The following is a 15609-nucleotide window of genomic DNA, read 5'->3' on the forward strand; positions in this document are numbered from 1 at the left end:
CTGTCGGATTGCGTTTTCAGTACAGCAAGGAGTTTCCATGCGGTTTTCTTTTTTCCCCCTGCTCCAACGCCTGGCCTTTGCCGGGTTGCTGGGGCTGGCGGCAACGCCCGCCGTGCAGGCGCAACCCAATGCGAACGGCGCGCCCAACGATTTCGTGCTGGCCGCCGCCAATGAGGCGCTGGACGTCCTGAAGGCCGACGGCGCCGTCAAGGCCGGCAACACCGCCCGCATCAACCAGGTCGTGAACGAACACATCCTGCCCTACGTCAACTTCCAGAAGACGACGCGGCTGGCCGCCGGCCGCTACTGGCGCCAGGCCACCGAACAGCAACGGACCGCCCTGGCCGACGCCTTCCGCGGCACCCTGGTGCGCACCTACAGCGGCGCGCTGACCCGCGTCACGTCCGGCACCACGATCACGGCCCTGCCGTTCCGCGGCGACCCCAAGGCCGACGACGTGGTCGTGCGCACGCTCATCAGCCAGCCCAACGGCCAGCCGGTCGGCGTCGACTACCGCCTGGAAAAGACGCCCCAGGGCTGGAAGATCTACGACATGAACGTCGAAGGCATCTGGCTGATCGAGAACTACCGCAACCAGTTCGCCCAGCAGATCAACCAGAACGGCATCGACGGCCTGATCCAGGCGCTGAACCAGCGCAACCAGTAACGATCCCGTCCGGCTTGTCCCGGCCCGGCGCGCCCCTGCGGTCCGCCGGGCATGTCTTTTTTAGGGACAGACCAACGCGCTGCGCCCCCACGGCCGCCGGGGCTATCGGCGCCTCGCGTAGCGGGGCGCTTATATAATGATCAATTCGCTCTTTGCCGGGCCCCCTCGCCGCCGTCATGTCTGCCGTCAGTCTTGAGAACGTCTCCAAAATCTACTCGCCGCGCCGCAGCGGCTGGGGCAGGCTCACCGGGCGCGCGCCCGGCGCCGGCTTCCAGGCGCTCGACAACGTCAGCCTGAACATCGAGCACGGCGAGTTCTTCGGCCTGCTGGGCCCCAACGGCGCCGGCAAGACCACCCTGATTTCCATCCTGGCCGGACTGGCGCACGCCAGCGCCGGCCGCGCCACCGTCTGTGGGTACGACGTCGTGGCCGACTACAAGTCGGCGCGGCGGGCCCTGGGCGTCGTGCCGCAGGAACTGGTCTACGACCCGTTCTTCACGGTGCGCGAGACGCTGCGCATCCAGTCCGGCTATTTCGGCCTGCGCAAGAACGACGACTGGATCGACGAGATCCTCTTCAACCTGGGGCTGGCCGACAAGGCCAACTCGAACATGCGCGCGCTGTCCGGCGGCATGAAGCGCCGCGTGCTGGTGGCGCAGGCGCTGGTGCACCGCCCGCCCGTGATCGTGCTGGACGAGCCCACCGCGGGCGTCGACGTGGACCTGCGCCGCACCCTGTGGGAATTCATCTCGCGCCTGAACAAGGCCGGCCACACCATCATGCTGACCACCCACTACCTGGAAGAAGCGGAAGCCCTGTGCGGCCGCATCGCCATGCTCAAGGGCGGCCGCATCGTGGCGCTGGACACCACCCAGGCGCTGCTGGCCCGCGTCGGCGGCGTCGACCTCGAGGACGCCTTCGTGCGCATCATGCACCAGGACGACGCCCCGCAACCCGAAGAGATTTCGCAATGACGCAGCCCGCCGCCAATGCCAGCCAGCCGCTGGTGCAGCCCCGCCTGGACGCGGGCTCCGGCTTTCCGACCCTGCTGCGCAAGGAATTGCTGCGCTTCTGGAAGGTCAGCTTCCAGACCATCGCCGCGCCCGTCATCACCGCGCTGCTGTACCTGCTGGTGTTCGCCCACGTGCTGGAAGGGCGCGTCATGGTCTACGGCAGCGTGCCGTACACCGCGTTCCTGATCCCCGGGCTCATGATGATGAGCATGCTGCAGAACGCCTTCGCCAACCCGTCGTCGTCGCTGATCCAGAGCCGCATCACCGGCAACCTGGTGTTCATGCTGCTGCCGCCGCTGTCGCACCGCGACATCTTCGCCGCCTACGTGCTGGCGGCCGTGGTGCGCGGCCTGGCCGTGGGCCTGTGCGTGTGGGTGGTGGCGCTGTTCTTCGTCTCGCTGGTGCCGGCCAACCCGCTGTGGCTGCTGGTGTTCGCGGTGCTGGCCTGCGGCATCATGGGCGTGCTGGGCCTGATCGCCGGCCTGTGGTCCGAGAAATTCGACCAGCTGGCGGCGTTCCAGAATTTCCTCATCATGCCGGCCACCTTCCTGTCCGGCGTGTTCTATTCCATCCATACGCTCCCCGCCTTCTGGCAGGGCGTGTCCCACTGGAACCCCATCTTCTACACCATCGACGGTTTCCGCTACGGATTCTTCTCGGTGTCGGACGTCTCCCCCTGGCGCAGCCTGGCGGTGGTGACGGGGGTGTTCCTCGCGCTTTCGATCTATGCGCTGCGGCTCCTGGCCAGCGGCTACAAACTCAGGAACTGACGTCCATGCTTCCCACTCCCGCGCAAGTCCGCCAATACATCGCGGACGGCCTGCCCTGTGAACACCTCGACGTACAGGGCGACGGCTCGCATTTCGACGCGGTCATCGTCAGCACCGCCTTCGAAGGCAAGCGCCTGATCCAGCGCCATCAACTGGTCTACGCGGCGCTGGGCGACCGCATGAAGGCCGAGATCCACGCCTTGTCGATGCGCACGCTGACCCCTGCCGAATACACCCAGGCGGGCAAGTAACCATGGACAAACTCCGCATTACCGGCGGCGCGCGGCTGCACGGCGAAGTCACCATCTCCGGCGCCAAGAATTCGGCGCTGCCGATCCTGTGCGCCGGCCTGCTGACGGCCGACGCGCTGACCATCTCCAACGTGCCGCACCTGAACGACACCGCCACCATGCTGCGCCTGCTGGGCCGCATGGGCGTGCGCGCCGAGCGCGGCAGCGACGGCATCGTGACGCTGCAGGCCGACCGCGTCGACAGCCTCGAAGCGCCGTACGACCTGGTCAAGACCATGCGCGCCTCGATCCTGGTGCTGGGTCCGCTGGTGGCGCGCTTCGGCGAGGCCCGCGTCAGCCTGCCCGGCGGCTGCACCATCGGCCAGCGGCCGGTGGACCAGCACATCAAGGGCCTGGCCGCGCTGGGCGCCGATATCAGCATCGAGCACGGCTTCGTGGTGGCGCGCGCCAAGCGCCTGAAGGGCGCCTCGATCCGCACCGACATGGTCACCGTCACCGGCACCGAGAACCTGCTGATGGCCGCGGTGCTGGCCGAGGGCCAGACCGTGCTGGAAAACGCCGCCCGCGAACCCGAGGTGGTCGACCTGGCCGAGCTGCTCATCAAGATGGGCGCCCGCATCCAGGGCCACGGCACCGACCGCATCGTGATCGACGGCGTCGAGCGCCTGCACGGCGCCGAACACCGCGTGATCTCCGACCGCATCGAGGCCGGCACGTTCCTGTGCGCCGTGGGCGCGGCCGGCGGCGACATCGTGCTGCGCAACACCGACGCCGGCATCCTCGGCGCCACGCTCGACAAGCTGACCGAGGCCGGCCTGACCATCGAGACCGGCCCCGACTGGATCCGCGGCGCCATGTCCGCGCGCCCCAAGGCCGTGGGCTTCCGTACCCACGAATACCCCGGCTTCGCCACCGACATGCAGGCCCAGGTGATGACGCTGAACACGGTGGCCGAAGGCACCTCGGTGATCGTCGAGACCATCTTCGAGAACCGCTACATGCACGTGCAGGAACTGCGCCGCATGGGCGCGGACATCGACATCGACGGCCATACCGCCATCGTGCGCGGCATCGCCCGCCTGTCGGGCGCGACGGTCATGGCCACCGACCTGCGGGCCTCGGCCAGCCTGGTCATCGCCGGCCTGGCCGCCGACGGCGACACGCTGGTCGACCGCATCTACCACCTGGACCGCGGTTACGACCGGATGGAAGTCAAGCTGCGCGCCCTGGGCGCCAATATTCAACGCGTTGCTGAACGCACTAGCGGCAAGGAATCGGCATGAGCAATGCCCCTCTCGCGCCCCTGACCCTGGCTTTGTCCAAGGGGCGGATCTTCGAAGAAACCATGCCTTTGCTGGCGGAAGCCGGCATCGAGGTGCCCGAGAACCCCGAAAGCTCGCGCAAGCTGATCCTGCCGACCAGCGATCCCGGCCTGCGCCTGATCATCGTGCGCGCCTCGGACGTGCCGACTTACGTGCAGTACGGCGCGGCCGACCTCGGCATCGCCGGCAAGGACGTGCTGATCGAGCATGCCGCCGAACAACCCGGCGGCCTGTACCAGCCGATCGACCTGAACATCGCCAAGTGCCGCCTGGCCGTGGCCGTGCGCAACGGCTTCGACTACGAGGCCGCGGTGCACCAGGGCGCGCGCCTGCGCGTGGCCACCAAGTACGTGCAGTCAGCCCGTGAACACTTCGCCTCCAAGGGTGTGTACGTCGACATCATCAAGCTGTATGGTTCGATGGAACTGGCGCCGCTGGTGGGCCTGGCCGACTGCATCGTGGACCTGGTGTCCACCGGCGGCACGCTGCGCGCCAACGACCTGGTCGCGGTCGAGGACATCATGCCGATCTCCTCGCGCCTGATCGTCAACCAGGCCGCGCTGAAGACCCGCGGCGAACGCCTGCAACCGCTGCTGGACGCCTTCGAGCGCGCCGCCTCCCGCAACGCCTGACCCAGACCGCCGCCTCCAATGCGGCGGCCGCCACCCGCCTGAACGCCATGGCCCTGATCAATCGTCTCGACTCCCGCGATCCCGGATTCGCATCCGCCCTGTCCAAGCTGCTGGCCTTCGAGGCCACCGAGGACGAGTCCATCGACCGCGCCGCCGCCGGCATCCTGGCCGAAGTGCGCGCCCGCGGCGACGCCGCGCTGGTGGAATACACCCAGCGCTTCGACCGCATGCCGCACGCGTCCGCGGACACGCTCGAAATCCCCAAGGCCGACTGGCATGCGGCCCTGGCCGCGCTGCCCGCGGCCCAGCGCGACGCGCTGCAGGCCGCCGCCGAGCGCGTGCGCCACTACCACGAACGCCAACGCGCCGAGACCTGGACCTACACCGAGGCCGACGGCACCGTGCTGGGCCAGCAGGTCACGCCGCTGGACCGCGTCGGCCTGTACGTGCCGGGCGGCAAGGCCGCGTATCCGTCGTCGGTGCTGATGAACGCCATCCCGGCCAAGGTCGCCGGCGTGCAGGAACTGGTCATGGTCACGCCCACGCCGGACGGCGTGCGCAACCCGATCGTGCTGGCCGCCGCCGCCATCAGCGGCGTCGACCGCGTGTTCGCCATCGGCGGCGCGCAGGCCGTCGGCGCACTGGCCTACGGCACCGCCACCGTGCCGGCCGTGGACAAGATCGTCGGCCCGGGCAACGCCTACGTGGCCGCCGCCAAGCGCCGCGTGTTCGGCGTGGTCGGCATCGACATGATCGCCGGCCCCAGCGAAATCCTGGTGATCTGCGACGGCAAGACGCCGGCCGACTGGATCGCCATGGACCTGTTCTCGCAGGCCGAGCACGACGAACTGGCCCAATCCATCCTGCTGTGCCCGGACGCCGCCTTCATCGCCGAGGTCGAGGCCGCCATCGCCCGCCTCCTGCCGACCATGCCGCGCGCCGACATCCTGCGCACCAGCCTGGCCAACCGCGGCGCGCTGATCCAGGTGCGCGACCTGGACGAAGCCTGCCGCATCGCCAACGACATCGCCCCGGAACACCTGGAGATCTCCACCGAGCAGCCCGAGATCTGGACCGCGAAGATCCGCCACGCCGGCGCCATCTTCATGGGCCGCTTCAGCTCGGAAGCCCTGGGCGACTACTGTGCCGGCCCCAACCACGTGCTGCCCACCTCGCGCACGGCCCGTTTCTCGTCGCCGCTGGGCGTGTACGACTTCCAGAAGCGCTCCAGCCTGATCCAGGTTTCGCACCAGGGCGCCCAGACGCTCGGCCGCATTGCCGCCGAACTGGCGCTGGGTGAAGGCCTGCAGGCCCACGCCGCCAGCGCCCAGTACCGGATCGACCAGCCATGAGCGGGGTCGCCGGCCGCATCGCCGGCACCATCCGGCCCGACATCCGTGAACTGACCGCGTATCCGGTGGCCCACGCCGAAGGCTGCATCAAGCTGGACGCGATGGAGTCGCCGTATGAACTGCCCGAGGCGGTGCGCGACGACCTGGCCCGCGCGCTGCGCGACACGCCGCTGAACCGCTACCCCGCCGCCGATCTGTCCGAATTGCGGCAGGCCGTGAAATCGGCCTTCGGCGTGCCCGCGGCCGCCGGCGTGCTGTTCGGCAACGGCTCGGACGAGCTGATCCACATCGTGGTGCAGGCCTGCTGCAACCCCGGCGAGGTGGTGCTGGCGCCGTGGCCGTCGTTCGTCTATTTCGACATGGCGGCGCGCTTCGACCACGCCCGCTTCGTCGGCGTGCCGCTTACCGATGATCTGTCCCTGGATCTCCCGGCCATGCTGGCCGCGATTCGCGAGCACCAGCCCAAGGTGGTGTTCCTGGCCGTGCCCAACAATCCCACCGGCGGCGCCTGGTCGGACGAGGACATGGCCGCCATCATCGCCGCCGCCCCCGGCCTGGTGGTGGTGGACGAGGCCTACCAGCCCTTCACCGACCGCAGCTGGATGCCGCGCCTGCTGGAGGCGCCCAACGTGGTGGTGATGCGCACGGTGTCCAAGATCGGCCTGGCGGGCCTGCGTTTCGGCTACCTGGCCGGCCACCCCGACTGGATCGCCGAGCTGGACAAGGTGCGCCCGCCCTACAACCTGGACGTGCTGACCCAGGCCGCGCTGCTGACGGTGCTGCGCCACAAGCCGGTGCTGGACGAACAGGCCGCCCGCCTGCGCGCCGACCGCGAACCGCTGGCCGCGGCCCTGGCGGCATTGCCCGGCGTCAGGGTATTCCCTTCCGCCGCCAACTTCGTACTCGCGCGCTTTTCCGGCAAGCTGGACGGCAACGCCGTGCATCTTGCCCTGAAACAGCGCAAAATATTGGTTCGTAACTTCTCCAACGCCCACCCGCTCCTGGCCGGCTGCCTCCGCATCTCGGTGGGCGCGCCAGCCGAGAACGCCGCTTTGCTATCGGCACTGCAAGACATCCTGAGTGCCTAATCGAGTCCTGACATGCGTACCGCAGAGATCACCCGCAACACCAACGAAACCCGCATCCGCGTGGCCATCAACCTGGATGGCACCGGCAAGCAGACGATCGACACGGGCGTGCCCTTCCTGGACCACATGCTGGACCAGATCGCGCGCCACGGCCTGATCGACCTCGACATCAAGGCCGAGGGCGACCTGCACATCGATGCGCATCACACGGTGGAAGACGTGGGCATCACGCTGGGCATGGCCATCGCCAAGGCGGTCGGCACCAAGGCCGGCCTGCGCCGCTACGGCCACGCCTACGTGCCGCTGGACGAAGCGCTGTCGCGCGTGGTGGTCGACTTCTCGGGCCGTCCCGGCCTGGAATACCACATCCCCTTCACGCGCTCGCACATCGGCGCCTTCGACGTCGACCTGACGCGCGAATTCTTCCAGGGCCTGGTCAACCACGCGCTGATCACCCTGCACATCGACAACCTGCGCGGCACCAACGCCCACCACCAATGCGAAACGGTCTTCAAGGCCTGTGGCCGCGCGCTGCGCATGGCCATCGAAGTCGACCCCCGCATGGGCGACGTCGTCCCCTCGACCAAGGGCGTGCTGTAACGTCCGCGACCTCCCGCCACGCATCAGGTAAACCGAAGTGACCACTATCGCCATCGTCGACTACGGAATGGGCAACTTCCACTCCGTCGCGCGCGCGCTCAAGTACGCCGCCCCCGACGCGGACATCCGCATCTGCAACCAGCCCCATGAAATCGACGCGGCCGACCGCGTGGTGTTTCCCGGGCAGGGCGCCATGGCGGACTGCATGCGCACCCTGAATGAATCCGGCCTGCGCGAAGCGGTCGTCAAGGCCGCCCGCGGCAAGCCGCTGCTGGGCGTCTGCGTCGGCGAACAGATGCTGTTCGACTCCAGCGAAGAGGGCGCCACCCCCTGCCTGGGCCTGTTCCCCGGCGTGGTGCGGCGCTTTGCCGGCCCGCGCTTCGCCGACCTCGCCACCGGCGACGACGCGGCCTGCCTGGCCGACACCGGCGCCGCCGGCCCGGTCGACGCCCGCCCCGAACTGCTGAAAGTCCCGCACATGGGATGGAACAAAGTCCGCCAGACGCGCTCTCACCCTATCTGGGACGGCATTCCGGGCGACACGCATTTCTATTTCGTCCATAGTTATTACGCCGACCCGGCCGATACGAGCCTGACCGTTGGTGAAACCGATTATGGCGTCGCCTTTACCTGCGCGGTGGCGGCAGCTAACATTTTCGCGGTGCAGTTCCACCCCGAGAAGAGCGCCGAGCACGGTTTGCGCCTGTATCGCAATTTTGTAGACTGGCAGCCGTAAGCCATCAGCACACCGCTCTGGCCAATGCGCTCCAGCCCGTTCAACCCCATATTTTCCCGCTGCCAACCATGCTGCTGATCCCCGCCATCGATCTCAAAGACGGACGCTGCGTGCGTCTGCGCCAGGGCGACCTGGACGATGCAACGGTGTTCTCCGAAGACCCCGCCTCCATGGCTTCCAAATGGCTCGAGCAGGGCGCCCGCCGCCTGCACCTGGTCGACCTGAACGGCGCCGTCGCCGGCAAGCCCAAGAACGAAGCGCCCATCAAGGCCATCCTGGACGCCGTCGGCGACGACATCCCCGTCCAGATCGGCGGCGGCATCCGCGACCTCGACACCATCGAGCGCTACCTCGACGCCGGCATTTCCTACGTGATCATCGGCACCGCCGCGGTCAAGAACCCGGGCTTCCTGCAGGACGCCTGCGGCGCCTTCCCCGGCCAGATCATCGTCGGCCTCGATGCCCGCGACGGCAAGATCGCCACCGACGGCTGGAGCAAGCTGACCCGCCACGACGTGCTCGACCTGGCCAAGAAGTTCGAGGATTACGGCTGCGAAGCCATCATCTACACCGACATCGGTCGCGACGGCATGCTGTCGGGCGTGAACGTCGAGGCCACCGTGCGCCTGGCGCAGCACGTGCGCATCCCGGTGTACGCCTCGGGCGGCATCGCCGGCATCCAGGACATCGAAGCGCTGTGCGCCGTCGAGGAAGAGGGCGTCGAAGGCGCCATCCTGGGCCGCAGCATCTACGAAGGCACGCTCGACTTCCAGGCGGCGCAGGCGCGCGCCGACGAATTGGCCAAATGAACACCGCCAGCAGGTCCCCCGAGGCCGGCGCGCCCGCCCAGAGCGCGCTGACCCGCCGCATCATCCCCTGCCTTGACGTCACCGCCGGCCGGGTCGTCAAGGGCGTCAACTTCGTCAACCTCGCCGACGCTGGCGATCCCGTCGAGATCGCCCGCCGCTACAACGAGCAGGGCGCCGACGAACTCACCTTCCTGGACATCACCGCCACCAGCGACGGCCGCGACCTGATCCTGCCCATCATCGAGCAGGTCGCCTCGCAGGTCTTCATCCCCCTGACGGTGGGTGGCGGCGTGCGCCAGGTGTCGGACATCCAGCGCCTGCTCAACGCCGGCGCCGACAAGATCAGCATCAACAGCGCCGCCGTGGCCAATCCGGAACTGGTGCGCGCGGCTTCCGACTACCACGGCTCGCAATGCGTGGTGGTGGCGATCGACGCGCGCCGGGTCTCGGCCGCGGGCGAACCGTCGCGCTGGGAAGTGTTCACCCATGGCGGCCGCAAGGCCACCGGGCTGGACGCCGTGGCCTGGGCCCGCCGCATGGCCGCCTACGGCGCCGGCGAAATCCTGCTGACCAGCATGGACCGCGACGGCACCAAGTCCGGCTTCGACCTGGAACTGACCCGCGCCGTGTCGGACGCGGTGCCGGTGCCCGTCATCGCCTCGGGCGGCGTCGGCTCCCTGCAGCACTTGGCCGACGGCGTCACCACGGGCCGCGCCAGCGCGGTGCTGGCGGCCAGCATTTTCCACTTCGGCCAGCACACGGTCGGCGAGTGCAAGCGTTTCATGGCCGAGCAGGGCATTGCAGTGAGGATGTGAAGATGAGCAACGAACCCAGCTGGATGGCCGACGTCGCCTTCGACGAAAACGGCCTGATCCCCGCCATCGCGCAGGATGCCGACAACGGCCAGATCATGATGGTGGCCTGGATGAACCGCGAATCGCTGGCCGAGACCGCCGCCACCGGCCGCGCGGTGTACTGGTCGCGCTCGCGCCAGCGCCTGTGGCGCAAGGGCGAGGAATCCGGCCACGTGCAGCAGGTGCATGAACTGCGCCTGGATTGCGATGGCGACGTGGTGCTGCTCAAGGTGCACCAGGAAGGCGGCATCGCCTGCCACACCGGCCGCGCCAGCTGTTTCTACCGCCGCCTGGAAGGCCAGACCGACCAGGCCACCTGGGTCACGGTGGACCCGGTGCTGAAAGACCCCGAGCTGATCTACAAATGACCGATTCGCCCCTGACCGCCCACGACGTGCTGGCCCGCATCGCCGACACCCTGGAAACCCGCCGCCCCGAAAACGGCGGCGATCCCAAGGCCTCGTACGCGGCCAAGCTGTTGTCCAAGGGCCCCGACGCCTTCCTCAAGAAGATCGGCGAGGAAGCCACCGAACTGGTCATGGCCGCCAAGGATGGCGTGCCCGAGCGCATCGTCAGCGAAACCGCCGACCTGTGGTTTCATTGCCTGGTCGCGCTGACGCACTTCAATCTGCGGCCCGACGACGTGCTGGCCGAACTGGCCCGCCGCGAAGGGCTGTCGGGCCTGGCCGAGAAGGCCAGCCGTCCCCAGGACTGACACGGAACCGGAAAAATGAGCGCCAACTGTATCTTCTGCAAGATCGCCGCCGGCGAAATCCCGTCCAAGAAGGTCTACGAGGACGAGGAGTTTGTTGCATTCCACGATATCAACCCGGCCGCGCCGGTGCATTTATTGCTGATACCTCGACGTCATGTCATATCCATGCAGGATATTACGGCCGAGGACGCAGGTTGGTTGGGTAGAATGATGGCATTGGCGCCGCGGCTTGCCGCTGAAAACGGTTGTAGCCCGGGCCCTGATGGCGGGTTTCGCATCATGATCAATTCTGGCGTCGAAGGCGGCCAGGAAGTCCCGCATCTGCATTTCCACATCATCGGCGGTCAGCGACCCTGGAAAGGGCGCATGGCCCCCACTGCGTAATACGGAGAACCATCATGGGTAGCTTTAGCATTTGGCATTGGCTGGTCGTTCTGGTCATTGTGGCGCTGATTTTCGGCACCAAGAAACTGCGTAACATCGGGTCCGACCTGGGCGGCGCCGTCAAGGGCTTCAAGGAAGGCATGAAGGACGCCAACGGCGAGAAGCCGGCCGAGCCCATCGCGCAGCAGCGCGTCGCCGGCGACACCATCGACGTGCAGGCCAAGGAAAAGTCCAACACCTGAGCGCCTGCTCCCCCGGGCCCGGCCTGAACCGGCCGGCCCTAATTGCCTCAATTCCCGAGCGGCCGTCGAATGTTTGATGTCAGCCTCACTGAACTGATGGTGATCGGCGTCGTCGCGCTGATCGTCATCGGCCCCGAACGCCTGCCCAAGGTCGCCCGCACGGTCGGCCACCTGCTGGGCCGCGCGCAGCGTTACGTCAATGACGTGAAATCCGATATCCAGCGCGAGATCGAGCTGGACGAGCTGCGCAAATTCAAGAGCGAAATGGAGACGGCGGCACAGGATGTGCACCAGTCCCTGAACGATACCCACAACGCCTTGCAGGAACCGGTGCAGCAATTCCGCGCCGAACTCGACGAAGTCGCCCGTGAAGCCAGTGGCAAGCCCGCGCTGACGGCCGGCGCCGAAACCACCGCCCCCGCCGACCCGCTCGCCGCGCCCGCCAATACGGCCGCGCCGGCCCCGGCGGCCAACCCGCTGATGACACCGCACGCCGCCCAGCCGGCCGAGCCGCCACGCATCATCGCGCCGCCCAACCCGAACCTGAGCCTGGACCTGGATCCGCCCGCCGCCGCGCCGGCAGCCCAGCCCGCTCCCCCCGCCCCGCAACCCGCGCCGACCCCGGCGCCCGCGGCCGACGCGCCCGCCGCCAGCGACCACCCGCCGGCCGCCAAGCCCGCCACGCCCCCCGGAACCGCAACGTGACCCAGGACGCCTCCCAAGAAGACGGCCAGCAGGAAAGCTTCATCTCCCACCTGGTCGAACTGCGCACCCGCCTGCTGCGCGCCGTCGGCGCGGTGGTGGTGGTGTTCATCATCCTGTTCATCTATCCCGGCGCCTCCGCCATCTATGACGTGCTGGCCCAGCCCATGCTGGCCTCGCTGCCGCAGGGCACGCGCATGATCGCCACCGGCGTCATCACGCCCTTCATGGTGCCGGTCAAGGTCACCATGATGGCCGCCTTCATCGTGGCGCTGCCGGTGGTGCTGTACCAGGCCTGGGCGTTCGTCGCCCCCGGCCTCTACAAGCACGAGAAACGGCTGGCGCTGCCGCTCATCATCTCCAGCACGCTGCTGTTCATCGCGGGCATGGCGTTCTGCTATTTCGTGGTGTTCCGCACGGTCTTCCACTTCATCGCCACCTTCGCGCCGCAATCGATCACGCCGGCGCCGGACATCGAGGCCTACCTGAGCTTCGTCATGACCATGTTCATGGCGTTCGGCATCACCTTCGAGGTGCCGGTGGCCGTGGTGCTGCTGGTGCGCATGGGCGTGGTGGAGCTGTCCAAGCTCAAGAGCGCGCGCGGCTACGTGGTGGTCGGCGCCTTCATCATCGCCGCGGTGGTGACGCCGCCGGACGTGGTCAGCCAGTTCATGCTGGCGGTGCCGCTGTGCCTGCTGTACGAACTGGGACTGATCTGCGCGCGCATGGTCACGCCCAAGGCCGGGGCCGAGGAGGCCGTCAATGACGGCTCGCTGACTGAACGCAACTGAGCGCACACCACTGAACGCATCGCGTTCAAGCGAAGCGGGGGCCGATGGCCCCCGTTTTTTTCGCACAAACGGACGGTTTCCGCTTGTCCCGAGCGGGCTGCAAACTTACATTGCGGCCATGTCGCTCGCCCTACGCCTGCGCGCCCTGATGCGGTGGCGCGGCATCAAAAGCCAGAACCAGCTCGCCCGCATCTCCGGCGTGCCGCAGTCCTGCATCCACCGCATCCTCACCCGCGAGGAACGCTACGCGCCCACCCGCGCCACGCTGCTGCGGCTGGCGCAGGCGCTGGACACGCAGGTGCCCTGGCTGGCCGACGGCATGGTCGTGCAGACCGCCGCGCCGGCCCCGCATGAAGCACCGCAATCCGACGCCTACTGCATCGAAATCTGCGCGCTGCTGCGCGATCAGCCCGAGGCCACCCGCAAGCGCGTGCTGCAGGTCGTGCGCCTGGTGCTCGACATGCCGTGCCACCCCCGTCGCCCCGGTCGCCCGCAAACGCCAAGCCTGCCCGAAGCCGGATCGTAGCGGCACGCCCACGCCACCGCGGTTCGCGGCCAGCGCCGAATTCTCAGCGTGGCAGCCCCGGGCGCGTGCCCACCATCAACGTCAGCTCGGCCACCTTGCCGCCGCGCAGCACACCCAGCGTCGCGCGCTGTCCCGGCGTCAACTGCGCTATCTCGGCCAGCAGCCCCGACGTGTCCATCATCGGCTTGCCGTTCACCGTCTGCACGATGTCGCCCACGCGCAGGCCGCCCTTGGCGGCCGGGCCGTCGCGCAGCACGCCGGCGATGATCACGCCGCGCGCATCGCGCTCCAGCTGGAACGCGCGCGCCAGCTCGGGCGTCAGGTCCTGCGGCTCCACGCCCAGCCAGCCGCGCTTGACGCCGCCGGTCTTGACGATCTCGTCCATGACCTTGCGAGCGATGTCGATGGGCGTGGCGAAGCCGATGCCCATCGAGCCGCCGGACTCGGAATAGATCGCGGTGTTGATGCCCACCAGGTTGCCCTGCGCATCCACCAGCGCGCCGCCCGAATTGCCCGGATTGATGGCGGCATCGGTCTGGATGAAGTTCTCGTAGGTATTCAGGCCCAGCCCGTTGCGGCCCAGCGCCGACACGATCCCCTGCGTGGTGGTCTGCCCCACGCCGAACGGATTGCCGATCGCCAGCACCACGTCGCCCACCCTCAGGCCGCGGTCCGGCGCCAGCGTGGCCGCCGGCAGGTTGCGCAGGCTGGCCAGCTTCAGCACCGCCAGGTCGGTGTCCGGATCCGCGCCCACCACCTTGGCCGTGTCCTTGCGCCCGTCCGCCAGCGCCACCTCGATGGCGTCGGCCGCCTGCACCACGTGATAATTCGTCAGCACGTAGCCGTCATGGTTCACCACCACGCCCGAGCCCAGGCTGGTGCTGGCCTGGCGCCGGCTCACGCCCGGCACCTGGCCGAACAGCTGACGCAGGATCGGATCGTCCGGCAGCGGCACCAGCGGCACGTCGACGTGCTTGGTGGTGTAGACATTGACCACCGACGGCGCCGCGCGCGCCACGCCATCGGCGTAGGACACGGCTCCCGCCACCGGCCGCGCGGCCGCGGCAACCGGCGGCAACGTCGCGGCGGGCGCGGCGTCCGGCCCGACCAGCCGCAGCAGATCCGGCCGCAAGGTGGTGACGACGAATAGAATACCCAGGCAGACCGTGACGGCCTGAGCGAAGATCAGCCAATATCGGCGCATGTTTCTGATAGGACTAGCAATGAGTAAAGTGGACTCCCACGTCCTGGCCGCCTGGCTGGACGACACCCTGCAAGCCGCCCGTTTCAAGGACTACTGCCCCAACGGGCTGCAGGTGGAAGGCCGATCCGAAGTCGGACACATTATCACCGGTGTCACCGCCAGCGAAGCCCTGTTGCGCATCGCCGTCGAACGCGGCGCCGACGCGGTGCTGGTCCACCACGGCTGGATGTGGCGCAACGAGGACCGCCGCGTCATCGGCACGCGCCGCACCCGCATGGCGCTGGCCCTGAAGAACGACCTCAATCTCTACGCCTACCACCTGCCCCTGGACGCCCATCCCACCCTGGGCAACAACGCCCAGTTGGCCCGCGTCCTGGGCCTGGAACCCGAACGCCGCGACGACGGCGCGCCGCGCACCTGTGGCCCCGACAACCTGGTCTGGCTGGGCACCGCCCCCGACCTCGCCACCCTCGGCCAGCTCGCCACCCGCATCCAGCAACGCCTGGGCCGCCAGCCCCTGGTCGTCGGCAACCCCGACCAGCCCCTGGCCCGCATCGCCTGGTGCACCGGCGGCGCCCAAGGCATGCTCGCCGACGCCATCGACGCCGGCGCCACCGTCTACATCACCGGCGAAGCCTCCGAATCCACCTTCCACCTCGCCCAGGAAACCGGCGTCGCCTTCCTCGGCGCCGGCCACCACGCCACCGAACGCTACGGCATCCAGGCCCTGGGCCAGGCCGTGGCGGAACGCTTCGGCATCAAGGTCGAATTCGTGGACCTCGACAACCCGGTGTAACAGCAACGAAGGGCACGGCCGCAACGCTGATCCCAGCGCCCCCCCTTGCCCGCAGCCACACAGCCCCTGAGCGCTCCGCAGCCACCCGCGCCGCTCACCGCAAGCGCGCAGCGCACGCCCCCCCACTTCCCAGAAGCATGTATGCCGCCACCGGC

At 68.3% G+C, this 15609-nt stretch carries 21 protein-coding genes; 20 read left to right on the forward strand and 1 reads right to left on the reverse strand.

The genetic code is table 11. From position 1 onward, the window contains the following. Positions 1–37 precede the first annotated feature (37 nt). From AC1HFW_RS19740 to AC1HFW_RS19830, 19 genes are all read left to right on the forward strand, one after another. A complete protein-coding gene (locus tag AC1HFW_RS19740) occupies positions 38–667 on the forward strand; it encodes an MlaC/ttg2D family ABC transporter substrate-binding protein (RefSeq protein ID WP_006392338.1) in 630 nt (209 codons plus the stop codon). 176 nt (positions 668–843) lie between these two features. Then, entirely contained in the window at positions 844–1641 is a 798-nt protein-coding gene (locus AC1HFW_RS19745) for an ABC transporter ATP-binding protein (RefSeq protein WP_035359855.1), read from the forward strand. Then, on the forward strand, positions 1638–2450 hold the full coding sequence (locus tag AC1HFW_RS19750; protein WP_006392336.1) for an ABC transporter permease: 813 nt from the start codon (positions 1638–1640) through the stop codon (positions 2448–2450). Before AC1HFW_RS19745 ends, AC1HFW_RS19750 begins: the two co-directional genes overlap by 4 nt. A gap of 5 nt (positions 2451–2455) precedes the next feature. Continuing rightward, complete coding sequence (locus tag AC1HFW_RS19755) at positions 2456–2701, forward strand: BolA family protein (RefSeq protein ID WP_006392335.1); 246 nt, start codon at positions 2456–2458, stop codon at positions 2699–2701. Positions 2702–2703: 2 nt separating this feature from the next. Then, positions 2704–3984, forward strand: a complete 1281-nt coding sequence (murA, locus tag AC1HFW_RS19760; RefSeq protein ID WP_006392334.1) for a UDP-N-acetylglucosamine 1-carboxyvinyltransferase — start codon at positions 2704–2706, stop codon at positions 3982–3984. Continuing rightward, positions 3981–4655, forward strand: a complete 675-nt coding sequence (gene hisG / locus AC1HFW_RS19765; RefSeq protein ID WP_006392333.1) for an ATP phosphoribosyltransferase — start codon at positions 3981–3983, stop codon at positions 4653–4655. The genes murA and hisG overlap by 4 nt, the downstream gene beginning before the upstream one ends. 47 nt (positions 4656–4702) lie before the next feature. Next, positions 4703–6007 carry a histidinol dehydrogenase gene (gene hisD, locus AC1HFW_RS19770; protein ID WP_479285007.1) on the forward strand — a complete coding sequence of 435 codons (1305 nt, stop codon included), beginning with the start codon at positions 4703–4705 and terminating at the stop codon, positions 6005–6007. Further along, positions 6004–7095 carry a histidinol-phosphate transaminase gene (hisC, locus tag AC1HFW_RS19775; protein WP_061072744.1) on the forward strand — a complete coding sequence of 364 codons (1092 nt, stop codon included), beginning with the start codon at positions 6004–6006 and terminating at the stop codon, positions 7093–7095. Before hisD ends, hisC begins: the two co-directional genes overlap by 4 nt. Positions 7096–7107: 12 nt before the next feature. Then, positions 7108–7695, forward strand: a complete 588-nt coding sequence (gene hisB / locus AC1HFW_RS19780; RefSeq protein WP_006388056.1) for an imidazoleglycerol-phosphate dehydratase HisB — start codon at positions 7108–7110, stop codon at positions 7693–7695. 37 nt (positions 7696–7732) lie between these two features. After that, a complete protein-coding gene (locus AC1HFW_RS19785; protein ID WP_479285008.1) occupies positions 7733–8431 on the forward strand; it encodes an imidazole glycerol phosphate synthase subunit HisH in 699 nt (232 codons plus the stop codon). Between the two features lie 68 nt (positions 8432–8499). Continuing rightward, on the forward strand, positions 8500–9240 hold the full coding sequence (gene hisA, locus AC1HFW_RS19790; protein WP_006392329.1) for a 1-(5-phosphoribosyl)-5-[(5-phosphoribosylamino)methylideneamino]imidazole-4-carboxamide isomerase: 741 nt from the start codon (positions 8500–8502) through the stop codon (positions 9238–9240). After that, entirely contained in the window at positions 9237–10055 is an 819-nt protein-coding gene (hisF, locus tag AC1HFW_RS19795) for an imidazole glycerol phosphate synthase subunit HisF (protein ID WP_006392328.1), read from the forward strand. Before hisA ends, hisF begins: the two co-directional genes overlap by 4 nt. 2 nt (positions 10056–10057) lie before the next feature. Beyond that, entirely contained in the window at positions 10058–10462 is a 405-nt protein-coding gene (hisI, locus tag AC1HFW_RS19800; protein ID WP_006392327.1) for a phosphoribosyl-AMP cyclohydrolase, read from the forward strand. Next, on the forward strand, positions 10459–10809 hold the full coding sequence (locus AC1HFW_RS19805; RefSeq protein ID WP_006392326.1) for a phosphoribosyl-ATP diphosphatase: 351 nt from the start codon (positions 10459–10461) through the stop codon (positions 10807–10809). Before hisI ends, AC1HFW_RS19805 begins: the two co-directional genes overlap by 4 nt. Positions 10810–10824: 15 nt before the next feature. Continuing rightward, complete coding sequence (locus tag AC1HFW_RS19810; RefSeq protein WP_006392325.1) at positions 10825–11193, forward strand: histidine triad nucleotide-binding protein; 369 nt, start codon at positions 10825–10827, stop codon at positions 11191–11193. 14 nt (positions 11194–11207) lie between these two features. Continuing rightward, positions 11208–11435, forward strand: coding sequence for a Sec-independent protein translocase subunit TatA (tatA, locus tag AC1HFW_RS19815; protein WP_006392324.1), 228 nt, complete (start codon positions 11208–11210; stop codon positions 11433–11435). Between the two features lie 69 nt (positions 11436–11504). Further along, positions 11505–12140: a Sec-independent protein translocase protein TatB gene (tatB, locus tag AC1HFW_RS19820; RefSeq protein WP_479285009.1), complete on the forward strand. Its 636-nt coding sequence runs from the start codon at positions 11505–11507 to the stop codon at positions 12138–12140. Next, on the forward strand, positions 12137–12928 hold the full coding sequence (gene tatC / locus AC1HFW_RS19825) for a twin-arginine translocase subunit TatC (protein ID WP_006392322.1): 792 nt from the start codon (positions 12137–12139) through the stop codon (positions 12926–12928). Before tatB ends, tatC begins: the two co-directional genes overlap by 4 nt. A gap of 118 nt (positions 12929–13046) precedes the next feature. After that, complete coding sequence (locus AC1HFW_RS19830; protein ID WP_479285010.1) at positions 13047–13454, forward strand: helix-turn-helix domain-containing protein; 408 nt, start codon at positions 13047–13049, stop codon at positions 13452–13454. 43 nt (positions 13455–13497) lie between these two features. Here AC1HFW_RS19830 and AC1HFW_RS19835 read toward each other — a convergent pair whose 3' ends face one another. Beyond that, positions 13498–14658 carry a trypsin-like peptidase domain-containing protein gene (locus AC1HFW_RS19835; protein ID WP_006392320.1) on the reverse strand — a complete coding sequence of 387 codons (1161 nt, stop codon included), beginning with the start codon at positions 14656–14658 and terminating at the stop codon, positions 13498–13500. Positions 14659–14677: 19 nt separating this feature from the next. Here AC1HFW_RS19835 and AC1HFW_RS19840 point away from each other — a divergent pair, with 19 nt between their 5' ends. Then, positions 14678–15454, forward strand: coding sequence for a Nif3-like dinuclear metal center hexameric protein (locus AC1HFW_RS19840; protein ID WP_479285011.1), 777 nt, complete (start codon positions 14678–14680; stop codon positions 15452–15454). Positions 15455–15609: the final 155 nt, after the last annotated feature.

It is taken from the genome of Achromobacter sp. ISS7 (assembly GCF_056523125.1).